The sequence below is a fragment of the Pseudomonas sp. 10B238 genome (assembly GCF_000970615.1).
Taxonomy (GTDB): Bacteria; Pseudomonadota; Gammaproteobacteria; order Pseudomonadales; family Pseudomonadaceae; genus Stutzerimonas.
In genome coordinates this window covers 221,207-240,364 of the sequence record NZ_KQ033936.1, presented here as the reverse complement: position 1 = coordinate 240,364, position 19,158 = coordinate 221,207, and the positions used below count along the sequence as shown (strand labels likewise).

At 60.4% G+C, this 19,158-nt stretch carries 14 protein-coding genes and 1 pseudogene; all 15 read left to right on the top strand.

The features are described from left to right. Window positions 1-550: 550 nt before the first annotated feature. Window positions 551-2,113, top strand: coding sequence for a type VI secretion system protein TssA (gene tssA, locus RT21_RS16475; RefSeq protein WP_046163570.1), 1,563 nt, complete (start codon window positions 551-553; stop codon window positions 2,111-2,113). A 33-nt stretch (window positions 2,114-2,146) separates the two neighbouring features. Continuing rightward, window positions 2,147-2,653 carry a type VI secretion system contractile sheath small subunit gene (gene tssB, locus RT21_RS16470; RefSeq protein WP_046163569.1) on the top strand — a complete coding sequence of 169 codons (507 nt, stop codon included), beginning with the start codon at window positions 2,147-2,149 and terminating at the stop codon, window positions 2,651-2,653. A gap of 27 nt (window positions 2,654-2,680) precedes the next feature. Then, on the top strand, window positions 2,681-4,159 hold the full coding sequence (gene tssC, locus RT21_RS16465) for a type VI secretion system contractile sheath large subunit (protein ID WP_046163568.1): 1,479 nt from the start codon (window positions 2,681-2,683) through the stop codon (window positions 4,157-4,159). 6 nt (window positions 4,160-4,165) lie between these two features. After that, window positions 4,166-4,570: a type VI secretion system baseplate subunit TssE gene (gene tssE, locus RT21_RS16460; protein ID WP_046163567.1), complete on the top strand. Its 405-nt coding sequence runs from the start codon at window positions 4,166-4,168 to the stop codon at window positions 4,568-4,570. A 10-nt stretch (window positions 4,571-4,580) separates the two neighbouring features. Continuing rightward, window positions 4,581-4,850 (top strand): annotated as a pseudogene (locus RT21_RS16455) (PAAR domain-containing protein); the annotation flags it as partial. Window positions 4,851-4,884: 34 nt separating this feature from the next. After that, window positions 4,885-6,675, top strand: a complete 1,791-nt coding sequence (tssF, locus tag RT21_RS16450; protein ID WP_046163566.1) for a type VI secretion system baseplate subunit TssF — start codon at window positions 4,885-4,887, stop codon at window positions 6,673-6,675. Continuing rightward, window positions 6,639-7,646, top strand: coding sequence for a type VI secretion system baseplate subunit TssG (gene tssG, locus RT21_RS16445; RefSeq protein ID WP_046163565.1), 1,008 nt, complete (start codon window positions 6,639-6,641; stop codon window positions 7,644-7,646). The genes tssF and tssG overlap by 37 nt, the downstream gene beginning before the upstream one ends. Before the next feature lie 5 nt (window positions 7,647-7,651). Beyond that, window positions 7,652-10,267 (top strand): type VI secretion system ATPase TssH, encoded by a 2,616-nt coding sequence (gene tssH, locus RT21_RS16440; protein ID WP_177327098.1) that lies wholly within the window; start codon window positions 7,652-7,654, stop codon window positions 10,265-10,267. Window positions 10,268-10,277: 10 nt separating this feature from the next. Next, window positions 10,278-11,786, top strand: a complete 1,509-nt coding sequence (locus tag RT21_RS16435) for a sigma-54 interaction domain-containing protein (RefSeq protein WP_046163563.1) — start codon at window positions 10,278-10,280, stop codon at window positions 11,784-11,786. A 15-nt stretch (window positions 11,787-11,801) separates the two neighbouring features. Beyond that, window positions 11,802-13,877 (top strand): type VI secretion system Vgr family protein, encoded by a 2,076-nt coding sequence (locus tag RT21_RS16430; protein WP_046163562.1) that lies wholly within the window; start codon window positions 11,802-11,804, stop codon window positions 13,875-13,877. Further along, window positions 13,838-14,722, top strand: a complete 885-nt coding sequence (locus tag RT21_RS16425; RefSeq protein ID WP_336511866.1) for a DUF4123 domain-containing protein — start codon at window positions 13,838-13,840, stop codon at window positions 14,720-14,722. The genes RT21_RS16430 and RT21_RS16425 overlap by 40 nt, the downstream gene beginning before the upstream one ends. Further along, window positions 14,707-15,468, top strand: a complete 762-nt coding sequence (locus RT21_RS16420) for a hypothetical protein (protein WP_234463460.1) — start codon at window positions 14,707-14,709, stop codon at window positions 15,466-15,468. Before RT21_RS16425 ends, RT21_RS16420 begins: the two co-directional genes overlap by 16 nt. Before the next feature lie 6 nt (window positions 15,469-15,474). Beyond that, on the top strand, window positions 15,475-17,610 hold the full coding sequence (locus RT21_RS16415; protein WP_234463459.1) for a lipase family protein: 2,136 nt from the start codon (window positions 15,475-15,477) through the stop codon (window positions 17,608-17,610). Window positions 17,611-17,804: 194 nt separating this feature from the next. Continuing rightward, a complete protein-coding gene (locus RT21_RS24185) occupies window positions 17,805-17,939 on the top strand; it encodes a hypothetical protein (protein WP_045422479.1) in 135 nt (44 codons plus the stop codon). A 20-nt stretch (window positions 17,940-17,959) separates the two neighbouring features. Continuing rightward, a complete protein-coding gene (gene tagH, locus RT21_RS16405) occupies window positions 17,960-19,153 on the top strand; it encodes a type VI secretion system-associated FHA domain protein TagH (RefSeq protein ID WP_046163559.1) in 1,194 nt (397 codons plus the stop codon). The last annotated feature ends 5 nt before the right edge of the window (window positions 19,154-19,158 follow it).

Sequence of the window (19,158 nt, the reverse complement as noted above, 5' to 3'; positions counted from 1 at the left end):
CACCTCTTTCAACCGCCTCCGATCAACCTGACCGAAGCCACCAACAGCGCGAAACCACCACCCTGCCAGCCCGGCGCATTCTACTCGAATTCGCCATCCGCGCAAGCCTTTATTTTCGCTAACTTCTTGATTTACAAGAGGTTTCGCTAAAGGCCTGCGCCGGAGAAGGTGCGCATTATAGGCACTCAGAAACTCACGTCAACGGTTTTCTCTACCCTGCGAGCAGTGCGCATCTTTCTCTGTATAAAGAGGCATCTCGTCTCGTATGAGCACTGCCCCTGGTTATGAGAAATGCCGAGGAGACAAAGACTCCGGAAAGAGGTTCATCATGATTGAGCATCAAGAAGTTAACTACTGCTCATCTCGAGCACACCACTAGCGTCACGGAACGCTTCATTGGCCTAGATGGAAACCACTTCACAGTCGAACCCAGCCTTCCTGCCTAGCATTCGCATCTCAATGACGTGCGGGTTTAGCACGTGGCAAGTCGTTGCGCATGAAGCGCACCTGCAACAGTAAACGCTGACGCAGGCATTAGTTGAGTCAAGGAATGACGTTTTCGAACAAGCTAGCCGTCCATGTACTGACGCTAGCAAAAGCACCCATCACAGCCACCGGCTTCGCTGGCGAAGATGTTCGCTATGCCACTGAGTATGAGCTGCTCGAGCAGGAGCTTGGCAAGGCGTCGTCGTTGCACGCTGCGGGGTCCGTAGATTGGGAAGCCGTGCGCGAAGGCAGCGAAGACCTGCTCAGCACCCAAACTAAAGATTTGCGTATTGCGGCTTGGCTGACCTGGAGCCTGTATCAGCGTGATTCGTTTCTCGGATTGCATGCTGGCCTGTCCATGCTCGGCTTCTTATGTCTCGACCATTGGGAAGATATCCATCCACGCAAGGACCGCACGCGGGCTGCTGCCATCACGTGGCTGATCCCTCGGATGGAACACGTGCTTGCCGAACATGTGCCAATGGGCGAACAGCTTCCATTGTTTGAGCAGATCGCGGTCGAGCTACGCAGCCTCGAAAGCTGCCTAGCCGCGAAGTTAGGCACACAGGCCCCTCTTCTATTACCCCTATGTCGTCGGCTTGAGGAAATGGTCAAGCGAGCTGGCGCCGCGCATCCGCACCCTGGTGCTGTGGGCGCAGCTATAGCCCAGGTCAAACAGGTGGCTGCGCAAGTGTTCACGGCTGCAACACCGGTAGAGCACGAGAAAGACGCCCATAAGAGCCTGCGCAGCCTGCAGGATCAGGCCAGACCGCTTTGCGGCTGGTGGCTCAAGCAAAAAGCTACCGATCTCAAGCCTCTGCGGCTGGCTCGCACTCTTCTGTGGCTACCCATCGACTGTCTCCCCGAACGCAACGCCGATCAGATCACCGCACTACGCGGCATCCCGGCAGACAAACTCGCGAGCTATCGCGAGCGCTTCTCGCAGGGCCTATACGCCGACTTATTAGCCGACCTAGAAGCCAGCATTGCCCGCGCGCCGTTCTGGCTCGATGGTCAGCGCCTGGCCTGGGAATGCTTGAGCGAGCTCGACGCCGAACAGGCAATGCGCGAGGTAGAAATCCAGCTCGCGCTCTTCCTGCAACGAATGCCGGGGCTAGAGGAGCTGCGCTTTCATGACGGCAAACCCTTTGCCGACGCAGAAACTCGCGCCTGGATCAGCGCCCAAGTAATGCCTCATGTACAGCCCGCGCAGGCTGCAAGCGAATCGCCAACCAACCGGGGCGGTACTACGCCCGTCTGGGAAGAGGCGCTGCAGGAGGTACTCCCTCACTTACGCAAAGACGGCCTCAAAAGCGCCGTGCAGAAGCTCAAGCTCGGCCTCAACCAGGCACGCGGTGGGCGGGAGCGTTGCTACTGGCAACTGACTTTGGCCCGGCTGTGCTTGCAGGCCAAGAAATACGACCTGGCCAAGACCCAACTCGAATCCCTCGATCAGACGCTACAGGCCACGGGCCTGGGCGACTGGGAACCCGATCTCGCCCTCGAGGTGCTGCGTCTGCTGCATAGCTGTTGCGAGCTGCTGCCGCAGAACCACGCCGTGCGTGAAAGCAAGGATGAGATTTACCGCAGGCTGTGCCACCTCGACCTCGAAGTGGTACTCGATTAGGCCCCCGGGCCGTAAACCCAAAGGAGAAGACCCATGGCCAAAGAAGGCTCGGTAGCCCCCAAAGAACGCATCAACGTCACCTTCAAGCCTGCCACCGGCAGCGCTCAGGAAGAACTCGAACTGCCACTGAAGTTGATGGTGCTCGGCGATTTCACCCAGCGCGCCGACCATCGCAAGATCGAGGACCGCAAGCCGATCGCCATCGACAAGAACAGCTTCGACGAGGTACTGGCCAAGCAGGAGCTGAACCTCACTTTATCGGTGCCGAACCGTCTGCAGGACGAGCCCACCGATGAAGAGCTGGCCGTGCAGCTGAACATCAACTCGATGAAGGACTTCAACCCGGCCAATCTGGTCGAGCAGGTTCCGGAGCTGAAAAAGCTGATGGAACTGCGCGACGCGCTGGTCGCCCTCAAGGGCCCGCTGGGTAACGCCCCGGCCTTCCGCAAAGCGATCGAAAGTGTACTCGCCGACGACGACTCGCGTGACCGTGTACTCGGTGAGCTGGGTCTCGCCGCGAAAGAACAATTGGACGCCTGATTACTTCCGACAAGGAACGCCAACACCATGAGCACTAGCGCAGCAGCCGTTGAAAGCGGCAAGAACCTTGCCGAACTCGGCATTCTCGACCGCATCATCGCTGAAACCAAATTGACGCCCGATGACGAGGCCTACGACATCGCCAAGCGCGGCGTGTCGGCTTTCATCGAAGAACTCCTCAAGCCACAGAACGAGCACGAGCCGGTCAAGAAGGCCATGGTCGACCGCATGATCGCGGAAATCGACGCCAAACTAAGCCGTCAGATGGACGAGATTCTCCACCACCAGCAGTTCCAGACGCTGGAATCCTCCTGGCGCGGCCTCAAGCTGCTGGTCGATCGCACCAACTTCCGCGAGAACATCAAGCTCGAAGTCCTCAACGCGTCCAAGCAGGACCTGCTCGACGACTTCGAGGACAGCCCGGAAGTGGTCCAGTCCGGCCTGTACAAGCACATCTATACCGCCGAATACGGCCAGTTCGGCGGCCAGCCGGTCGGCGCCCTGATCGCCAACTACTTCTTCGACCCGAGCGCGCCGGACATCAAGACAATGCAGTACGTGGCCTCGGTCGCCAGCATGTCCCACTCGCCCTTCATCGCGGCGGCCGGCCCGAAATTCTTCGGTCTGGAAAGCTTCACAGGCCTGCCGGACCTGAAGGATCTGAAAGATCACTTCGAAGGCCCGCAGTTCGCCAAGTGGCAAAGCTTCCGCGAGCAGGAGGATGCCCGTTACGTCGGCCTGACCGTACCGCGCTTCCTGCTACGTAACCCCTACGACCCGGAAGACAACCCGGTCAAATCTTTCGTCTACAAGGAAAACGTGGCCAACAGCCACGAGCACTACCTGTGGGGCAACACCGCGTACACCTTCGCTAGCCGTCTGACCGACAGCTTCGCCAAGTTCCGCTGGTGCCCGAACATCATCGGCCCGCAAAGCGGTGGCGCGGTGGAAGACCTACCGCTGCACCACTTCGAGAGCATGGGCGAGATCGAAACCAAGATTCCGACCGAAGTGCTGGTCTCCGACCGTCGTGAATACGAACTGGCCGAAGAAGGCTTCATCGCTCTGACCATGCGTAAGGGCAGCGACAACGCCGCGTTCTTCTCCGCCAACTCTGCGCAAAAGCCGAAGTTCTTCGGCAACAGCGAAGAGGGCAAGAACGCTGAGCTCAACTACAAGCTCGGTACTCAGCTGCCTTACTTGTTCATCGTCAACCGCCTGGCGCACTACCTCAAAGTGCTGCAGCGCGAACAGATCGGCGCCTGGAAAGAGCGTACCGACCTGGAACTGGAACTGAACAAGTGGATTCGCCAGTACGTGGCCGACCAGGAGAACCCAAGCTCCGAAGTCCGTAGCCGTCGTCCGCTGCGCGCAGCGCAAGTCGTCGTCAGCGATGTCGACGGAGAGCCGGGCTGGTACCGCGTCAGCCTGAACGTGCGTCCGCACTTCAAGTACATGGGTGCTGATTTCACCCTGTCGCTGGTTGGCAAGCTGGACAAGGAATAAGCATCCATGGCCTACGGCAGCCTTCTCGAACGCCTCGGCGGTGACGCCGACAAACGCGCCGGCTGGAGTCACGAAGTCGCGGCAATGGCTTCGGTGGCTGCCCATTTGGCCAAAATGCTCAGCACCCGGGCGGGCAGCGTGCAAACGTTGCCCGACTACGGGTTGCCCGATTTGAACGATATGCGCCTGTCGCTGCACGACTCGCTGCAACAGGCGCGTATCGCCATTGAACGCTTCATCGAAGCGTACGAACCCCGCTTGAGCCAGGTCCGGGTGATATCCCTGCCCCGCACGCACGATCCACTGAGCCTGTCCTTCGCCATCGAAGGCCTGCTGGAAGTCGACGGTTCGAAGCGCCAAGTAAGTTTTTCCGCGAGCCTGGACGGCAGCGGACAAGTGAAAGTCCACTAAGGAGAGCCTGATGTCCGGTAAACCCGCAGCCCGACTGGGCGACCCCACCAATTGCCCGAAGAAGGGCCACGGCACCAACCCGATCGCGGCCGGCTCTCCTGACGTTCTGTTCGACGGCATGCCCGCCGCACGCATGGGTGATCCCACCTCCTGTGGCAGTGCGTTGGCCAGTGCGGTCATCCCAACAGTGCTGATCAACGGCAAACCGGCTACTACGGTTGGCACGATGGGTGATCACGGTAATCCGGTGATCGCCGGGTCCGGCACCATTGTGATTGGCGGTTGACCATGCGCCTTACAGGGATGGCCGGCTGATGTCCTTCAACCACTACTACCAGAGCGAACTCACCGCCCTGCGCCAACTCGGCAAGCGCTTTTCCGAGCGTAGCCCGGCGCTGGCACCTTTCCTCGGTCAGTCCGGGCGTGATCCGGATGTCGAGCGGTTGCTGGAAGGCTTCGCCTTTCTCACCGGGCGCCTGCGCCAGAAGCTCGATGACGAGCTGCCGGAGCTGACCCATTCCTTGATGCACCTGCTGTGGCCGAACTACATGCGCCCGCTGCCGGCGTTCAGCATGTTGCAGTTCGACCCGGTCAATCGACCAGGCCCTGCGTTGATGGTGCCGCGCAATACGCCGGTCGAATCCAAGCCGATCAAGGGTGTGACCTGCCGCTTCCGTACCGCCTACGCCACCGAGGTTCTGCCGTTGGCGCTCGACGCGTTGGACTATTCGGTTAAAGGCGGAGGTGCATTACTGAGCCTGCGTTTGCAGATGACGGCCGATGGGCATCTAGGTGAGTTGAATCTCAAGCAGCTGCGCCTTCATCTCGCTGGCGAGCGCTACATCAGCCAGATGCTTTATCTGAGCTTGCTGCGCAACGTCGCTGACGTGCAGCTGATTGCCCTGGATGCCAACGGCAAACCATTCAGTGACGGCTTCGGCGTTGCGCTACCCGCACTCCATATCGATCCGTCAAAGCTTCAGCCGGTGGGGTTTGCCGAAGATCAGGCATTGATCCCCTATCCGCTCAACACCTTCCGCGGTTACCGCTACCTGCAGGAGTACTTCGCCTTCCAGGAGAAATTCCTGTTCGTCGACTTGCTTGGCCTCGATGCCATCAAGCGTCTGCCGCAGGAGGTGCTGAAACAGGCGCGTGGCTTCGAGCTGCGCTTCGACACTCACAAGGCTGGCGTGCAGCGCATCCGCCCGACGCTGGATAACGTGCGCCTGTACTGCACCCCGGTGGTCAACCTGTTCGAACACGACGCCATCCCGATTCGCCTGGACGGCAAGCAGGACCAGTATCTGCTGATGCCATCCGAACTCGACAGCACCCACTGCGGTGTCTTTTCGGTCGACCGTGTTACCGGCTGGAAGCCGGGCGGCATGGGCTACGAAGAATACGTGCCGTTCGAGTCCTTCGAGCATGACCCCAGTTTCGACGTACCGGTGGCGCGCCCGCACTACAGCGTGCGTCAGCAGCCCTCGATGCTGGGCGACGGCCTGGAGACCTACCTCAGCTTTGGTCTGCGCAACCTGGACCAGCACGAGACACTGTCCATCGAGCTGACCTGCACCAACCAGAACCTGCCGCGCCAGCTGCGCCTGGGCGATATCTGTCTACCCAGCGAAGACACGCCGGAGTTCCTGACCTTCCGCAACATCAGCGCCGTGACGCCGAGCTATGCGCCGCCGCTGCATCGTGACTTCCTCTGGAAGTTGATCAGCAACATGTCGCTCAACTACCTGTCGCTGGCCAACGTCGAGGCGCTCAAGGTGATCCTCGAGACCTATGACCTGCCGCGCTATTACGACCAGCACGCGGAGAAGGTCAGCAAGCGCCTGCTCGGCGGCCTTAAGCAGATCGGCCATCAGCACGTTGACCGGCTGCACCGCGGCCTGCCGGTGCGCGGCGTGCGTACCGAACTGGTCATGGACCCGGAGGGCTATCTGGGCGAGGGAGACCTGTTCCTTTTCGCCTCGATTCTCAATGAATTCTTTGCGCTGTACGCGAGCCTCAATTCGTATCACGAGTTGCGCGTCAAGAGCACACAGGGAGAGGTGTACCAATGGACGCCACGTATGGGGCAGCAGCCCCTGCTCTAAACCGGATCAGCCGGGGCATCCGCGAGTACAGCCTGTTCCAGGGTGTGCTACTGGTGATGGACCGTCTGAAAGCTGCGCATCCGGAGCTGGACGAAGAGGCGCTCTACGAGCACCTCGAATTCCAGGCCAACCCGAGCCTGGGCTTTCCCGGCAGCGACGTCGACCGCGTGCACTTTTTCGAAGAGCATGGGCAACTGCGCGCGCAACTGCGGATCAACCTGGTCAGCCTCTTCGGGGCCGGCTCGCCACTGCCTGCCTTCTATGGTGAGCAAGCCCTCGGCGACAGCGCCGAAGGCAACCCGACACGCGAATTTCTGGACCTGTTCAACAATCGTCTGCAGCGCCTGATTCTGCCTATCTGGCAGAAGTACCGTTACCGCGCACGTTTCAGCACTGGCGCACGCGACCCGCTGTCCGAACAGCTGTTCGCCCTCATCGGCCTCGGCGGCGAGCAGATCCGTGCCGCCTCGGAGTTGAACTGGAAGCGCCTACTGCCGTACCTGGGGCTGCTCAGCCTGCGCGCGCACTCGGCGGCTTTGATCGAGTCGGTACTGCGCTACTACTTTAAGCACGCCGACTTGCGCATCGAGCAGTGCCTCGAACGCCAGGTCGAGATTCTCGCTGAGCAGCAGAACCGCCTCGGCCGAGCCAACAGCCAGCTCGGCGAGAGCCTGGTGCTGGGCGAGCGGGTGCGCGACCGTGGCGGAAAGTTCCGCATTCACATCCGGCAACTCAGTTGGGGCCGCTTTCACGAATTTCTGCCGGTCGGCACCGGCTATCAACCGCTATGTGCACTGGTGCGCTTCACCCTGCGCGATCCGCTGGACTATGACATCCGCCTGCAATTGCGCCAGGACGATATTCGTGACCTGCGCATCGGCGCAGAGAACACCTGCCGCCTCGGCTGGACCAGCTGGCTCGGCAGCGAGCGCGCCGACGGCATGGTCACCCTGGGCAGCCAGACTCATTAAGGAAGATGAAGATGATCAACGTAGACCTTCAACAACTGGTCCAGGCTCTGGATGCGCAGACCAAGCATGATCTGGAAACCGCGGCGGAGCGCTGCGTGGTCCGTGGCGGCAACAAGATACTCGTCGAAGACCTGCTGCTCGGCTTGCTGGAGCGCCCCGAAGGCCTGCTGAACCGCGCGCTGCTGGACGCCGATGTCGAACCCGGCACGCTGGCCCAGGCGCTGCAACCACGTGGCGAGCACAGCGAGTCGCGCAATCCGGTGTTTTCCGCGGAGCTGGTGCAGTGGCTGCAGGATGCGCTGCTGGTCGGCAACCTCGAGCTCGGCCAGAGCCAGAGCCAGATCGACCAGGCCGCGCTGATCCTGGCGCTGTTGCGCAACCCGATGCGCTACGCAGGCAGTCACTACCAACCGTTGCTGGCCAGGCTCAACGCCGACCGGCTGCGCGAGTTCGCCTTGGCCCAACAGCCGGCGCAACAGGCAGCAGGTGCCACCGCTCCTGGCGGCGAATCGAGCCTCTCTCGCTTCACCCACAACTTCACCCAGCAGGCCCGTGACGGCAAGCTCGACCCCGTCCTGTGTCGCGATGGCGCCATCCGCCAGATGATCGACATTCTCGCCCGCCGTCGCAAAAGTAACCCGATCGTTGTCGGCGAGGCTGGTGTCGGCAAGACCGCCATCGTCGAAGGCCTGGCGCTACGCATTGCGGCCGGCGAAGTCCCGGACGTACTCAAGGGCGTCGAACTCATGGCCCTGGACCTGGGCTTGCTGCAGGCCGGCGCCAGCGTTAAAGGAGAATTCGAGCGCCGCCTGCAGGGCGTGATCGATGAAGTCAAAGGTTCGCCCAAACCGATCATCTTGTTCATCGACGAAGCCCACACATTGATCGGCGCCGGTGGCCAGGCGGGCAGCGGCGATGCGGCCAACCTGCTCAAACCCGCACTGGCGCGGGGCGAATTGCGCACCATCGCCGCCACCACCTGGAGCGAGTACAAGAAGTATTTCGAGAAAGACCCGGCCCTCGCACGTCGCTTTCAACCCGTGCAGTTGCACGAGCCCACCGTAGACGAAGCGGTCACCATCTTGCGTGGCCTGGCGCCGATCTACGAAAAGAGCCATGGCATCTATCTACGTGACGACGCAGTGGTGGCCGCCGCCGAACTATCAGCCCGCTACTTGGCTGGTCGACAGCTACCCGACAAGGCCGTCGACGTATTGGACACTGCCTGCGCACGTGTGCGCATCAGCCTTGCAGCTGCACCGGAAGCACTGGAGCGCCTGCGCGGGGAAATTGCAGAAGGTGAACGCCAACGCGAAGCGGTACGTCGGGACCTCGATGCCGGATTGAGCGTAAACCGCGAAGCGCTCGACGCTTTGGACGTCCGACTGAGCGAAGCACGTGCCGAACTCGAACAAGTAGAAACCCGCTGGTCCGTCCAGCGCGAACTCGCCGAACGGCTGCTGGAACTGCGAAAGGCTTGCGCGACAGCTCGCCAAGTAGCTGTAGACGAAGCCTGCGCGCAACCGCCGCAGGATATCGAAACGCTGGAAGCCGAACTGCGTGACGTACAGGGTGAGCTGGCCAGCGCCCAGACCCACGAGCGCCTAGTCAGCTTTGAGGTGTGCCCACGCCTGGTGGCCGAAGTGGTCAGTCACTGGACCGGCGTGCCACTTTCGCAACTGGCACGCGAGCACAACAGCAAAGTGCTGACCTTCGCCACCGACCTGCGCCAGCGGGTGCGTGGCCAGCAGCAAGCCGTCGAGGCACTGGACCGCTCGATGCGCGCGACCGCCGCCGGCCTCAACCGCGCCGACGCGCCGGTGGGCGTGTTCCTACTGGTCGGCCCCAGCGGGGTCGGCAAGACCGAGACTGCCCTGGCGCTGGCCGACCTGCTCTACGGCGGTGAGCGCTTTCTCACCACCATTAACATGTCCGAGTTTCAGGAAAAGCACAGTGTTTCTCGGCTCATCGGCGCGCCGCCAGGCTATGTGGGCTACGGTGAGGGCGGCATGCTCACCGAGGCCGTCCGGCAGAAACCCTACTCGGTGGTGCTACTCGACGAAGTCGAGAAGGCCGATCCGGATGTGATGAACGTGTTCTATCAGATCTTCGACAAGGGTGTGGCCAACGACGGCGAAGGGCGCGAAATCAACTTCCGCAACACCTTGATCCTGATGACCAGCAACCTGGCCAGTGACCGCATCGCCGGTCTCTGCGCCAACAGCCAGCGCCCCGCAGCCGACGATTTGGAGCAGGCCATTCGCCCGCAGCTGACGCAGCATTTCAAGCCGGCACTGCTCGGCCGGATGCGCGTGGTGCCTTATTACCCGATCGAGGGTGACGTGCTGGAGGAGCTGGTGGGGCTCAAGCTCACCCGTTTTGGCGAGCGCCTCGCGCGACGTCAGCTGCAGTTCAGCCATTGCCCGGCGTTGCTGGCGCATCTGGCCGAGCGCTGCACACATAGCGAAAGCGGCGCGCGGCTGATCGACCATCTCATCGACCAGCACCTGCAACCGCTGGTAGTCGACCGGCTGCTCGACGCCATGGCTGGCGGCGAAACCCTGCAGCGCGTGCATGCAACCCTCGACGGCAACGGGGCGGTGGTCTGTGAGTTCGCTTAAGGTCCCGCCCATGTTCGTCGAACCGCCCTCAACATTTGACCCGCGATCGCTGCTCGAGCGCTTCGCCGAGTTGGCATGGAACACCGACATGAACGCTTGGCTCAATGGGCTCACCGAACTGGTCGCACAACTGGCGCACTGCCCGCTCGCTCAGCTCTACCTGCTCGACGCAACCCATACGCGCCTGACGCTTTCGGCCGAATGGTTGGAGGGAGCGCGGGGGCACGAGGCGACCAGCGTGCCAAGCGACTATCGCGACGAACAATTGCTGCAGTATTGCCTCAGCGAGAACCAGCAACTGAGCATCGCGCCACTCGATGCCAGCCTGCACCAGACCAGCTTCCTGCCAGAAACATCGCGCCCATGGCGCAGCCTGCTGTGCCTGCCGCTGCAGGACGCTGAGGGCCATACCGCCGGGTTACTGGTGGCTGCCAGCAACACCCATCAAGATCTCGCGGCGGACTCGGCCACGCTGTCCAACCTTGGCCGGTTCGCCCTTGGCCAGGCGCAACTGCTCAATCGTTTGCGTGACACTCGGCAACCAGATCTCGCACCCGCTGCATCGACGCGTCCCTGCGCCAGCGGCTATGGCCTGATCGGCGACAGTCCACGGATGCGCGCAGTCTACGGGCTGATCAGCAAGGTATTGCATAACCCGGTAAGCGTTATGCTGACCGGTGAAACCGGCACGGGAAAGGAACTCGTTGCCCGCGCCATTCATGATTGCGGCTCGCGACGCAGCCAGGCCTTTATCGTCCAGAATTGCGCGACTTTACCGGAGCATTTACTGGAAAGTGAGCTGTTCGGCTATCGCAAGGGGGCCTTTACCGGTGCTGACCGTGACCACGAAGGGCTGTTCGATGCGGCCAATGGCGGCACGCTGTTTCTAGACGAGATCGGTGACATGCCGTTGACCTTGCAGGCCAAGCTGTTACGGGTCCTGCAGGAAGGCGAAGTGCGGCCGCTGGGCAGCACTCGCACCCACAAGGTCGATGTCCGGATCGTCGCTGCAACTCACCAAGACCTGCACAAGCGCGTCGAGGAAGGTCGTTTTCGCGAGGATCTTTACTACCGGCTCTCCATTTTCCCGATAGAACTGCCGCCCCTGCGCGAGCGCGGGCAAGACATCCTGCGCCTAGCGCGGCATTTTGCAGACAACGCCTGCGGCTTTCTGCAACGTGATGCCGTGCGCTGGTCCGATGCTGCACTGGAACAGCTCGCCGGCTATGGATTCCCGGGCAACGTGCGGGAGCTGAAGGGGTTGGTCGAAAGAGCCGTGCTGCTCTGCGAGTCCGGCGAATTGCTGCCGGAGCATTTCAGTCTGCGCAAGCTGGATGATGAACTCGACAGCACGCTGAACCTGCGCGAACGGCTCGAGCGGGTCGAGCGCAACCTGTTGATCGACTGCCTGCGCAACAACGGTGGCAACCAGAGTCAGGCCGCACGCGAACTCGGCTTGCCGCGCCGCACCCTGCTCTATCGCATGGACCGGCTGAACATCAGCCCAGCATCCCTCTAAGGACGGACCGAAGACATGTTCAACCCGGCCAACGAAACTCACTTCAGTCTCGCCATCGATGGCATCGAGCACGACCTGCAGGTTCTAGAATTCAGGGGCCGAGAGGCGCTCTCTCAGCCCTTCGCCTTCGAGCTCGAACTGGTTAGCGAACGCCCTGATCTGGACCTGGAAAATCTGCTGCATCAGCCGGCCTTCCTGGCCCTATCGCCGGCCGGAAACGGCATCCATGGTCTGATCCACCGCGTCGCCCAAGGTGACTCCGGCAAGCGCCTGACCCGCTACCACATCACCCTACGTCCGCAGATGGCCTATCTGGCCCACCGCACCAACCAGCGTATCTTCCAGCACCTGACGGTTGAGAAGATCATCAGCCAGGTGCTCGAAGAACATGGCATCCAGACCAACGCATTTCGCTTCGGCCTCGGCTCGGTCTACCCCGAGCGCGACTACTGTGTGCAGTACGATGAAAGCGATCTGCACTTCATCCAGCGCCTGTGCGAGGAAGAGGGCATTCACTACCACTTCCAGCACAGCGCGGCGGGCCATGTGCTGGTCTTCGGAGATGACCAGACGGGGTTTCCCAAGCTCGCACCGGTGACGTACCAGCAGGATTCCGGTTTGGTCGCGGACGAGCCGGTGGTCAAACGCTTCGGCCTGCGGGTCGAGACCCGCACCAGCCGCGTCACTCGCCGCGACTACGACTTCGAAAACCCTCGCCTGACCATGGAAGGCGCCTTCAAGAGCGAATTCCAACCGGACCTTGAAGACTATGACTACCCCGGCCGCTTCACCGAGCGCGCCCGCGGCAAGCACCTGTCCCAACGTGCCCTCGAACGCCACCGCAGCGACTACGAGCTGGCCGAGGGCGAGACCGATCAGCCGCAGCTGGTCACCGGCCATTTTCTCGCGTTGACTGACCACCCGCTCAATGACTGGAACCAGCTCTGGCTGCTCAACGAAATCCTCCATGAAGGCAAGCAGCCGCAAGTGCTGGAAGAATCGGTGACAAGCGATAGTCTGGCCCGTGACGGCTTCACCCAAGGCTACCGCAACCACTTCACCGCGACGCCCTGGCATGCCCCCTACCGCCCGGCCCTGAAGCATCCCAAGCCTAAGGTTCTCGGTAGCCAGACTGCCGTGATCACAGGCCCTGCTGGTGAAGAAATCCACTGCGACGAGTACGGTCGCGTGAAAGTCCAGTTCCACTGGGACCGCGAAGGCCAGGCCGACGACAAGACCAGCTGCTGGCTGCGTGTCAGCTCAAACTGGGCCGGTGACCGCTACGGCGGCATAGCCATCCCGCGCGTTGGGATGGAAGTGCTGGTCGCCTTCCTCGAAGGCGACCCCGACCAGCCCCTCGTCACTGGCTGCCTGTACCACAAAGAGCACGTCGTGCCCTATGACCTGCCGGCAAACAAGACCCGCAGCGTGTTCAAGACCCTTAGTTCACCCGGCGGTGCTGGTTACAACGAACTGCGGATCGAAGACCGCAAGGGTGCCGAGCAAATCTATATTCACGCCCAGCGCGACTGGGACGAAAACATCGAACACGACCAGAAGATCCGCGTCGGTCATGAACGCCACGACACCGTCGAGGCCAACAGCTACAGCGAATTCAGGGCCGAAGAACACCGCACAACCCATGCCGATCGAAAGACCGAAATCCGCGCCAACGATCACCTCACTGTCGGCAATACCCAGCACATTAAGATCGGCACCGGGCAGTTCGTCGAAGCGGGCAACGAGATCCACTACTACGCCGGCAGCAAAGTCATCATCGATGCGGGGATGGAGCTCACCGCCGCTGGCGGCGGTAGCTTCCTCAAACTCGACCCTAGTGGCGTGACCTTGAGCGGCGCGACTATCAAGATGAATTCCGGTGGATCACCGGGCAAGGGTTCAGGGCTGAGCATTCTGGCACCGGTGATGCCTTGGGCAGCGGATCAGGACAAGGCCGGTACAAAGCCGAAACTGGCGTTGGCTAATACCCAGCTGCAGATAGCCCGCAAGGCCAGGCAGATCGGCGCAAGTCGCTGCCCGATTTGCGAGGCGTGCAGGGATGGAGTTTGCCAAGTGGAAGCATCTCGGTGATAGATACAGTCCATGCTTGGTTCGATGAGCAACAGGCTGAGCAGCGGCAGCTGCTGCTCATCCTGGACAGCTTGGCAAAGCCCAACCCGGTCCAAGAGCTGTTTGCATCTGACCTGATGCAGCAATACGTCAATCTTTATCAGGACTCCGCGGTCACGGAGATGGCGGAAGTCGGGCCCTGGCTGGTGCTGTTAAGCGATTCGAATCCAGAGCAGATACGGTCGCTACTCGACTCTCCCGCGCAAAACTGGGGTTGGCTTGCAAGCGCGGAGCAGCTCGACCTGACCCTCTTAAGCCAGCACTGGCGCGAGCGGATGTTGATCGAGGAACAGGGGCAGCGCTCGCTTTACCGCTTTCAGGACAACCGCGTCATTGCTCACCATCTTCGCGAGATAGAGGAAATCCAACGACCACTTTTGCTCGGTCCTCTAAGCAGCGCGCTGTGCTGGGATGGTCAATGCTGGCAGTGCTTCGATAATCCGCGGCCCGGCCAGTGCCCCGCACCGTTCGAGACACCATGGCTGGCGATAGCCGAACCGGAAACGGTGCAGCACCATATCAGCCGACACAATCTTGAGCTCTGGCTGTGGCAGAACCATTCAAAGGCCACCGCGGATCTCGCCGAAACTCGTCTGCTAACGGACTGGCTGGATCAGCAACTCGATAAAGCCCGACGCTGGAATTGGCTTGCTGAACAACAGCTGCATTTCTTGCTGCTCCACCAACTGGACCCTGCGCTTGCTGAGCACCCGGCTTGGACGCCCGCCGAGCATGAAACAACAGAAGCCCATTTCGCCCGGGTCAGCACGGTGCTTTCGAGTCCCAATGCATGGAAACCTTTCTGATGAATCCGACCAAGAAATCCTGTACCGGCGCCTTGCTGTGGTGGCCGGCGCTGCTAGCCCTTTCCCTTAATGCTTGCAGCACGGTGGGCCCGCTAGGGGCTGAGTCCTTCACGCTAGAAGGTGAGCTGCCCGCCGACTTCGCCCTCAAAGCACAGGCTCACTACGGCGCGGCGGGAAACTGCGACGGCCGGAGCCAGACGAAGACATTCAAAGCAGATTTTGCCAGCCAACCTCATGAATACCGATTCCGTATTCCAGTGAACTACCGCGATGGTACGTGCGACCTGCCGCTGGCCCGGGTCGGGCTGTTCATCAATGCCCGTTACGGCGACAAGGACTGGCAACAAACTTATGACAACGGTGGGTTGACCATAGTCGACCAGCTACCCGAGGGTGCTCCAGCATTCCAACCAGACGGGACGCTATCCAAGACAGCGGAATGCTTGTGGTTATTTCAAATCAGCAAGGCGAAGTCTCGGGAAGGCGAGATAAGCAAGCTACTCAGCTGTAAAGGTGCAGGAGCCCATCTAATCGGCACAACGCTACCGGGCAAGAGAGTGCGACTTTTGTTTCAGGTTAGAGCGGAGGAAGAACCATACCGCGACAACACATGGGTTAGATTCCCTGAAGGCTGGAAGCCGTGTTTACCGAAGGAGGGTTGGCAGCAGTGTCAGGATCCCCCTGTTTTTAAAACGTTCAGAAATGAAACTCAGGAATGCACCGTCTATCCAAATTGCACGGAGTAACCAAGGATGGAAAGCGCTGTAGAAATACTCAAATGTCCACTACGCAGCAGCTGGGTTAGCTTTCGGCTCGTAGATGAGCATGGAAAAGGCTCACCCTATGCTGAGTTGCCGTACAAATTAATTGACTGCCAAGGGCAAGCGTTCGAGGGTGTGCTGAACAACGATGGGTTTGCGAAAATCTACCATGTGCACCCCGGCGTCACAGTGCTCAAGCTATCGCAACTGGCCACAACATACCCAGATCCTTGCTATGAAGAACTCGGTCTTAGAAAGTCATTCAAGATCTCGCTGACTGCCCTGCAGATAGCCGCGGAGCAATCGCCCGCCGGACCTCGCCGTTCGGACGGCACAACTTACCTAGCGGAAGAGCGCGCAGAAAGAGAGCAAGCAAGGTTTCTCAGAGCTGAAGTCAGCGACTTCGCCAAAATAAAAAGCCACCTTCCAGAACCAGACGAGTCCTGGACGAGACGACTTTCAAAATTGAAGCAGAACGCAGGTTCAGCATCAGACCAGTGTGGCGTTGCCCTTGGCTGCGGCCAACATCATGTCATCGAAATCAAAGCGCTCCGCGCATACAGCCCACTACTGTCTCGGGCTCATGACTTCTGCGCACTGAACGCCTATCACCTCGCGCTGATGAGCACGTTCGTTTACGCCCCGTTTAGTACAGACAAGAAACCTTACATATCTTCACCCCCTCCCTACGACTCGATCGGGAGCATTGGTCATGTGCTTCAAAACCAGCTGGGCCGTCGAGTAAAACCAACACAGTTCGACGGTGCTGGCCCATACCATATGATCTGTGAAGAGGTGCCTTATTCGAAGCGTCTAGAAATCATGCCCTACGATCCACTGCGCTACGAAAAAGAGTCGCAAGAGGGTTGGAGAAATCCAGAGGACGTGCATTTTCTTTACGACACGGAGTCGGGCACTAACACCCAAGCTTTCATCACTCATAACGACAAAGTGGTGCTGATTTCGGTACGCGGCACTCAGGAGATGCTGGCAGACGCCAGCCGCGACGCTGATGCGCGCCAGGTGCGTTTTAAAGAAGGCCAAGGTCAGGCGCATCGCGGTTTCTATGGAGCCTTCCAAGCAGCGAAACCCTTCGTTGAGCGCTATCTCAATGCTTTTTACACTGGCAAGCAAACATTGATTGTCTGCGGCCACAGTCTCGGCGGGGCGATCGCCCTCCTTTTGGCAGACTGGCTGCGCCGGGAATGGTCCGACAATACCCAGCTCTACACCTACGGCGCACCCCGCGCCGGCGACGCTGCTTTCGTTAAAGCCGCCCAGCCGCTTACCCACCACCGTATCGTCAACCATAACGATCCAGTTCCCGCCGTGCCTTTGCCCTGGATGGACGCGGAGTGGAAACTGGCCCTCCCCGGTACAGCTCTGTTTTTCAGCTCGCCAGTAAGCGGCATCGCATTGTTGCTTGCAGGGCTCGTTAATCTTCAGGGCGACTCCTACGAGCACCACGGCGAGCAGTGGCATTTCATGCCTCGGAAACCCGGGGGAGGAAGCGAGGCAGCGGTTCTGTGGCAACCGGGCTGCGCGCTGATCGACGAGCAAACCTGCGCACGCTACGTTGGCGAAATCGGCTTGGATGGTGATATGCCGAATCGGCTTGCAGTTGCGGGTACTCACCATTCCAGCGATAGCGGCTATGCACGAGCAGCGCTCACTAATCTGCTGCGCTGGAATGCTAGCGTCGAAGAGCGCAACGGAAAGCTTTTCAGCGAAGCCGAAATACGTGACATCTACGCCCAGCTGCTTAGCACCGCGCAGCTACTGGAAAGCTGGCAAGCGCGCTCATTCAACGAATTCCGCTGGGAAATCAGGCGCAGGGGTGAGGTGCGTTTCTACGGCAAGAGCGATCTGGAACTACGTGCCATCTATGCCGATGCAATCGAACAAGGGGAACGCGTTCGCGCTGAACAGAGTCCGGCGCTCACTCGAACTCAGCAACGTTTGCTAGCGCAGGCGGAGCGCTTGGTGACGCCACGCAGCGTGTTCGGCGAACACGCAGATCGCGTCGATCTTGCGGAATTGGTCGCGCAATGGCGCGCCATCAACGATAACCAGGTCGCAGAGCGGCTTGCTGCTGTGACCAAAGAAAGCGCCCGAGCCTTCGCCTAGCAGTTTCGTTAGGTCTGACGAGGGCGAAAGCATTTATAGCTGCAGCTCTCGTTTCAGCCCCAACCCCACCCTTTTTCGTGACCCTGTTCACCCACCCCGATAGCCAGCTGAACTTCAATGCACAGCCTGAGTCTCGCTTCGCCGTTATCGGTCAGCGGGGCCGTCTGCCCACACGCTTTCAAGGAGGAAATCGCGTGCTAGCCCGCTATTGCGCCCTCGTTTTATTCATCGCATCCCTCGCCCTTGCCGGCTGCTCCGGTAACTACAAATTCAACGATGACGAATATCGCCCTCTGGGCGATCCGCAAGCATCGACACGCAGCAGCTGACTCGCCAAGGAGAAGAAGCCATGGAACTGGTTTTCGATATGGTCAGTGCGCAGCAGTTCGCGCCGGGGCTGATCAGCAGTAAGACCTTCAAGCAGGCCGGCGGCATCATCGGCCGCGCTGAGGATTGTGACTGGGTAATCCCGGACCGTAAGCGGGTATTGTCCAGCCGACACGCCGAAGTAAGCTACCGCGACGGGGCGTTCTTCCTCACCGACACCAGCAGCAACGGCATCCAGCTCAAAGACACCGGCGCCAGCCTGGACAAAGGCCGAGCCCAGCGCATCGAGCATGGCAGCGTCTACTGCCTGGGTGACTTCGAAATTCGCGCGCGACTGATTCAGGACCCCGCTTCTTTCGAAGGCGACATTGGGCGCCCGCAGCCGGCCGGTAGCATCATCCCCGACGATGCCTTTCTTGACCTCGACCCGCTGACTGCGCTCGATCAGCAGGAGCGCGTCTACGCCGAGGTCGACGACCTGACTGCGGTGCTCGCGCCCCCACGCGCCCAAGCTCAGCAGCGCGACTATGCGCAGATCGACGAGGAGAACCTGCGGGTTCCCGAATTGGTGATGCCCAAGGAGGCCACACCACCCAAGACCGCACCGGAGCCCGAACGTCTAGCACCAGATTTCTGGACGCGCTTCGGTGAAGCGCTCGGCGTTGATCTGGGCAGCCTGGACGAAGAAGCTCGTCAAGCATTGGCCGTCAAGGCCGCATGTCTGCTCAAGCAGAGCGTCGGCGGCCTTCAACAGGCGCTGCGCACCCGGGGCGAGCTGAAAAACGAGATGCGCCTGTCAGTGACTACCGTGCAGAGTGCCGGCAACAACCCGCTCAAGCACAGCATCGACAGCGGGGAAGCCCTGAACCTTCTGCTGCGCGGCGGCAAATCGGGGCAGCTACCTGCGGAACAGGCCATGGGGCGCGCTTACCGTGATCTTCAGGCACACCAAGTGGCCATGCTGGCCGCCAGTCGCGCTGCCATCAAAGGCATGCTGGAGCAATTGTCCCCAGATCAGCTGGCGCTGCGCTTTGAGCGTGACAACAAGCCTCTTATTTCCACATCCGGTAACCGCTGGCGTGCCTATAAGCGGCTGCATTCGGCGATGCAGCGTGACGACGATTGGGGCGAACGTTTATTTGCTCGAGACTTCGCCCAGGCTTACGAGGAGCAGGCCCGCCTGATCGCCACGCTCAACACAGACCTTCAAGGATGATGTTC